General features: G+C 73.9%; 3 protein-coding genes. All 3 read left to right on the top strand.

All coding sequences use genetic code 11. The annotated features are described in order from the left end of the window. Positions 1-1539, top strand: a 1539-nt coding sequence (locus N4P33_RS30835) for a UrvD/REP family ATP-dependent DNA helicase (RefSeq protein WP_260830235.1), incomplete at its 5' end; no start/stop codon positions are given. 147 nt (positions 1540-1686) lie between these two features. After that, positions 1687-5193: an ATP-dependent DNA helicase gene (locus N4P33_RS30830; RefSeq protein WP_260830234.1), complete on the top strand. Its 3507-nt coding sequence runs from the start codon at positions 1687-1689 to the stop codon at positions 5191-5193. Between the two features lie 10 nt (positions 5194-5203). Continuing rightward, positions 5204-6616, top strand: coding sequence for a dipeptidase (locus N4P33_RS30825; RefSeq protein WP_260830233.1), 1413 nt, complete (start codon positions 5204-5206; stop codon positions 6614-6616). The last annotated feature ends 65 nt before the right edge of the window (positions 6617-6681 follow it).

Below are 6681 nucleotides of genomic sequence, written 5' to 3'. Positions count from 1 at the left end.
GGCGCGGCCGGCCGCAACGCCGACCGGGATCTCGACGCCGTGTGCGCGCTGTTCGCGACCGCCGCCCGCGCGGAGGAGCGGACCGGTGGCCGCGGCGCCCTGAACTTCCTCGAGGAGATCGAGGCCGAGGACATCGCCGCCGACACCCTCACGCGGCGCGCCGCCCGGCCCGACGCCGTACGCCTGATGACCGCACACCGCTCGAAGGGCCTGGAGTGGCACCTGGTCGTCGTGGCCGGAGTCCAGGAGGGGCTGTGGCCGGACCTGCGCCGCCGCGGCTCCCTGCTGGAAGCCGACCGCATCGGCCGCGACGGACTCGCCGAACCCCTCACCCCCGGCGCGCTGCTCGCCGAGGAGCGCCGCCTGTTCTACGTGGCCGCCACGCGCGCGCGTGAGCGTCTGGTCGTCACCGCCGTGAAGGCGCCGGCCGACGACGGTGACCAGCCCTCCCGGTTCCTCACCGAGCTCGGCGTCGAGCCCAAGGACGTCACCGGGCGTCCGCGCCGCCCGCTGTCGGTGGCCGCGCTCGTCGCCGAGCTGCGGGCCACGACCGTGGACCCGCGCGTCTCCGGCGCCCTCAGGGAGGCCGCCGCCCGCCGGCTGGCCCGGCTCGCCGCGCTCGCCGACGAGGACGGCCGCCCGCTGGTGCCGGCCGCCCACCCCTACCGCTGGTGGGGCATGTTCGAACCGACCGAGTCCAAGGTGCCGCTGCGCGACCGCGACCAGCCCGTCGTGCTCTCCGGCAGTGCCCTCGACCAGCTCGCCAACACCTGCGCCCTCCAGTGGTTCCTGGGCCGCGAGGTGAAGGCCGACGCACCCGCCACCGCCGCCCAGGGCTTCGGCAACGTGGTGCACGTCCTCGCCGACGAGGTGGCCTCCGGACGCACCCCCGCCGATCTCGACGTGCTCATGGAGCGCCTCGACTCTGTGTGGAACGCGCTCGCCTTCGACGCGCCGTGGAAGTCGGCCCAGGAGAAGGAGAACGCGCGCGTGGCGCTCGAACGCTTCCTGAAGTGGCACGTCGACTCCAACGGCGCCCGCACCGGACGCACCCCCGTGGCCAGTGAGCACGACTTCGACGTCACCCTGGAGGCGGGGGACTACCAGGTCCGCATCCGGGGCCAGATGGACCGCGTCGAGGCCGACGGCGACGGCCGCGCGTACGTCGTCGACTTCAAGACCGGAAAGCAGGCCCCGACCGCCAAAGAGGTCGAACGGCATCCGCAGCTCGCCGTCTACCAGCTCGCCGTCCGTGAGGGCGCCGTCGACGACGTCTTCGACGGAGTACGCCCCGAGCCGGGCGGCGCCGAGCTGGTCCAGCTGCGGCAGGGGGCGGCCCAGCGGGACGGCGGCGAGACGCTGCCCAAGGTGCAGGCGCAGCAGCCGCTAGAGGGGGAGTGGGTCGGCGACCTGCTGGCCACCGCCGCCGGGAAGGTCCTCGACGAACGGTTCACCCCGAGCGCCGGCCAGCACTGCACCCACTGCGCCTTCCGCGCCTCCTGCAGCGCCCGGCCGGAGGGACGGCAGGTGGTCGAGTGAACGGCACGTGGTCGAGTGACGGCCCGCCGAAGCCCGCTCGCGAGACCGGCGTGACGCATCGCACCACCTGTGCCGACCTGCGGTTCTCCGCCCCACCGGATGCCTTCCGGCCTCCGTTGTCAGTGCCCGCCGCTAGCCTTCCTCGATGTGCCCGCACGTATCACCGACCCCGAGCAGCTCAAGGAGCTCCTCGGCATCCCGTTCACCCCGGAGCAGACGGCCTGCATCACCGCGCCGCCCGCCCCGCAGGTGATCGTGGCCGGAGCCGGGTCGGGCAAGACCACGGTGATGGCGGCACGCGTGGTCTGGCTGGTCGGCACCGGCCAGGTCGCCCCCGAACAGGTGCTCGGTCTCACCTTCACCAACAAGGCCGCCGGTGAACTCGCCGAACGCGTCCGCAAGGCGCTGATCAAGGCCGGCGTCACCGACCCGGACGCCATCGACCCGGACAACCCGCCGGGCGAGCCCGTGATCTCCACGTACCACGCGTTCGCGGGCCGCCTGCTGACCGACCACGGCCTGCGCATCGGCCTGGAGCCCACCTCCCGGCTGCTCGCCGACGCCACCCGCTACCAGCTCGCCGCGCGCGTACTGCGCGAGGCCCCCGGCCCCTACCCGGCCCTCACCCGCTCCTTCCCGGACCTGGTCGGCGATCTGCTCACCCTCGACGGCGAGCTGTCCGAGCACCTCGTACGCCCCGAGGACCTGCGCGCGTACGACACCGAACTGCTGCGCACCCTCGAGCACACCAAGCTCACCAACGCCGACCTGCGCAAGGTCCCCGAAGCGGCCGCCGCGCGACGTGAACTCGCCGAGCTGGTGCTGCGCTACCGCGCCGCCAAGCGCGAACGCGATCTGCTCGACTTCGGCGACCAGATCGCCCTGTCGGCCCGGCTCGCCGCCATCCCCGAGGTCGGCCGGATCCTGCGCGACGAGTTCCGCGTGGTGCTGCTCGACGAGTACCAGGACACCTCCGTCGCCCAGCGCGTCCTGCTCGCCGGACTCTTCGGCGGCGGCACCGGCCACCCCGTGACCGCCGTCGGCGACCCCTGCCAGGCGATCTACGGCTGGCGCGGCGCCTCCGTCGCCAACCTCGACGACTTCCCCGAGCACTTCCCGCACGCCGACGGCCGCCCCGCCACCCGTCAGTCGCTCAGCGAGAACCGCCGCAGCGGCGGCCGTCTGCTGGACCTCGCCAACGGCCTCGCCGAACCCCTGCGCGCCCTGCACGCGGGCGTGGAGGCCCTGCGCCCGGCCCCCGGCGCCGAACGCGACGGCACGGTGCGCTGCGCCCTGCTGCGCACCCACGCCGAGGAACTCGACTGGATCGCCGACTCCATCGCCCACCTGGTGCGCACGGGGAAGGCACCCGGCGAGATCGCCGTGCTGTGCCGCACCGCCACCGACTTCGCCGAGATCCAGGGCGCCCTCGTCGCGCGGGACGTGCCCGTGGAGGTCGTCGGCCTGTCCGGGCTGCTGCACCTGCCGGAGATCGCCGACCTGGTCGCCGTCTGCGAGGTGCTCCAGGACCCCGGCGCCAACGCCTCCCTGGTGCGGCTGCTGACCGGTCCGCGCTGGCGCATCGGCCCGCGCGACCTCGCCCTGCTGGGGCGCCGCGCCCGCCTGCTCGTGTCGCACGCGCGCGTGGAGGACGACGACGATCCCGACCGGCGTCTCGCCGAGGCTGTCGAAGGCGTCGACCCGGCCGAGGTGATCTCGCTCGCCGACGCCCTCGACACCTTCCTGGAGACCCCGCTGGACGGCCACGGGGACGACGACGGGCTGCCCTTCTCGCCCGACGCGCGCGTGCGCTTCGCCCGCCTCGCCGCCGAGCTGCGCGACCTGCGCCGGTCCCTGGCCGACCCGCTGATGGACGTCCTGCACCGCGTCCTCGCCGTCACCGGCCTCGAGGTCGAACTGTCGGCGTCCCCGCACGCGCTCGCCGCCCGCCGCCGCGAGACCCTGTCCAACTTCCTCGACATCGCCGCCTCCTTCGCCGCCGGCGACAGCGAGGCGACCCTGCTCGCCTTCCTCGGCTTCCTGCGCACCGCCGCCCAGTACGAGAAGGGCCTCGACAACGCGCTGCCCGGCGGCGAGAACACCGTGAAGGTGCTCACGGCGCACAAGTCCAAGGGCCTGGAGTGGGACGTCGTGGCCGTCCCCGGCCTGGTCACTGGCACCTTCCCCAGCAGCCAGGGCCGCGAGAAGTGGACCGCCCAGGGCAAGGTGCTGCCGCACGAGCTGCGCGGCGACGCCGACACCCTGCCCGACGTGGCCTCCTGGGACTCCCGCGGCCTGAAGGCCTTCCACGAGGCCATGAAGGATCACCAGCACACCGAGGAGCTGCGCCTCGGCTACGTCACCTTCACCCGGCCCCGCTCCCTGCTGCTCGGCTCCGGTCACTGGTGGGGGCCCTCCCAGAAGAAGCCGCGAGGCCCCTCCGCCTTTCTCCAGGCCCTCTACGAGCACTGCGCCGCCGGGTACGGCGAGATCGAGGCGTGGGCGGACGAGCCCGCCGAGGACGAGGAGAACCCCGCGCTGCACCGGCCCGCCGACGACCAGGTGTGGCCCCTGCCCCTCGACGACGCCGCGCTCGCCCGGCGCCGGGCCGCGGCCGAGACGGTCCTGGCCCACCTCGACGACCTCGCTCGCAGTGAGAACGGCCACCCCGCAGCCGTACACGATCCGGACACCTACGACGACCCGGACTGGCCACCGCCGCCGGACGACGACGAATTTCTCCCCGAGGAGGAAGACCCGTTCGCTGGGGAGGACGACCCCTCCCTGACCGAGGGCGAGCCTCTCCCGGACGACATGGCGGACACCCAGGACGACTGGGACTCCTTCAGCACGGACCGGCCCGCCGTCCCGCACCAGGCCGGCTCACCGGAGGCCACCGGCCACCGGAGGCCCGAGCGCCGCCTCACGCCGGAAGAGGCCCGCACCATCGCCTCCTGGGACCGCGATCTCGACGCCCTCACCGGAGAGCTGCTGCGCGCCCGTGAGAGCGTCACCGAGGTCGTACTGCCCGCCTCGCTCACCGCGTCGCAGCTGCTGCGCCTGGCCGCCGACCCGGACGGCTTCGCCCGGGAACTGGCCCGCCCCATGCCCCGCCCGCCCCAGCCCGCCGCCCGCCGCGGCACCCGTTTCCACGCCTGGGTCGAGTCCCGTTTCGAGGAACTGACCCTGCCCATGCTGGAGCCGGAAGAGCTGCCCGGCAGCGAGGCCGAGATCGCCGACGAACGCGATCTCCAGGCCCTCAAGGACGCCTTCGAACGCACCGAGTACGCCCACCGCACACCCCACCGCGTGGAGGCCCCCTTCCAGCTCGCCATCGCCGGACGCGTCATCCGGGGCCGCATCGACGCCGTCTACAAGACCGGCGAGGGCGAGCAGGCCACGTACGAGATCGTCGACTGGAAGACCAACCGCGCGCCCACCGCCGACCCCCTCCAGCTCGCCGTCTACCGGCTGGCCTGGGCCGAGCAGCAGGGCGTGCCGCCGGAGTCCGTCACGGCCGCGTTCCTGTACGTGCGCACCGGCGAGGTCGTACGCCCCGACGCGCTGCCGGACCGCGCCGCACTGGAGCGGCTGCTGCTGGGGGAGCCGGCCGGTGAGATACCGCACGCCGAGGATGTCGGTGCGGGCCGATAGGCTCGTGACCATGAGCCAGCCCGTTGACAGTGCCGTCAGCGCCGTCCGTACGTACATCGAGCAGCACCGCGCCGCCTTCCTCGACGACCTCGCCGCGTGGCTGCGCATCCCCTCCGTGTCGGCCCAGCCCGAACACGCCCCCGACGTGCACCGCAGCGCCGAATGGCTCGCCGCCAAACTCAAGGAGACCGGCTTCCCGACCGCCGAGGTCTGGCCGACCCCCGGCGCCCCGGCCGTCTACGCCGAGTGGCCCTCCGCCGACCCCGAGGCGCCCACGGTGCTGGTCTACGGCCACCACGACGTGCAGCCAGCCGCCCGCGCGGACGGCTGGGACAGCGAGCCCTTCGAGCCCGTAGTCAGGGGAAACCGCCTCTACGCGCGCGGGGCGGCCGACGACAAGGGGCAGGTGTTCTTCCACACCCTCGGTGTGCGCGCCCACCTCGCCGCCACCGGGCGCACCACCCCGGCCGTGCATCTGAAGCTGCTGATCGAGGGTGAGGAGGAGTCCGGCTCACCGCACTTCCGGTCGCTCGTCGAGCGGCACGCGGAGCGGCTCGCCGCCGACGCCGTGATCGTCTCGGACACCGGCATGTGGTCCGAGGACACCCCCACCGTGTGCACCGGCATGCGCGGCCTCGCCGAGTGCGAGATCCGGCTGTACGGCCCCGACCAGGACATCCACTCCGGATCCTTCGGCGGCGCGGTGCCCAACCCGGCCACCGCCGTCGGCCGCCTGGTCGCCGCCCTGCACGACGAGCACGCGCGCGTGGCGATCCCCGGCTTCTACGACGGCGTGATCGAGCTCACCGACCGCGAGCGGGAACTCTTCGCCGAGCTGCCCTTCGACGAGCGGCAGTGGCTCACCACCGCCAAGTCCCACGGCACCGCGGGGGAGGCCGGATACAGCACCCTCGAGCGCGTCTGGGCCCGCCCGACCGCGGAGGTCAACGGCATCGGCGGCGGTTACCAGGGCGCCGGCAGCAAGACGATCATCCCGTCCTCCGCCCTGGTGAAGCTGTCCTTCCGGCTGGTCGCGGGGCAGGACCCGGGGCACATCGAGAAGGCCGTCCGCGACTGGGCGGTGGCCCAGGTCCCCGACGGCATCCGTTGCGAGATCACCTTCAGCTCCGCCACGCGCCCGTGCCTGACGCCGCTGGACCACCCGGCGCTGCAGTCCGTCGTCCGCGCGATGGGCAGAGCCTTCGAGCAACCGGTCCGCTTCACGCGCGAGGGCGGCTCCGGTCCCGCCGCCGACCTCCAGGACGTCCTCGGAGCACCCGTGCTGTTCCTCGGCATCTCCGTCCCGTCCGACGGCTGGCACGCGCCCAACGAGAAGGTCGAGCTCGATCTGCTCCTCAAGGGCGTCGAGACCTCCGCCTACCTGTGGGGCGACCTCGCCGAGCACTGGCGGCACGCGCCCTGAGCCCCGACCGGCCCCCGAGGCCCCGACCGGCCCGGCCCCGATGGGCCCCGAGCGCCCGACCGGCG

Origin of the sequence: Streptomyces sp. 15-116A (assembly GCF_025290915.1) — a bacterium.
GTDB lineage: Bacteria > Actinomycetota > Actinomycetes > Streptomycetales > Streptomycetaceae > Streptomyces.
Note: the sequence above shows the minus strand (reverse complement) of the source record. Positions and strands in the feature narration are given on the sequence as shown.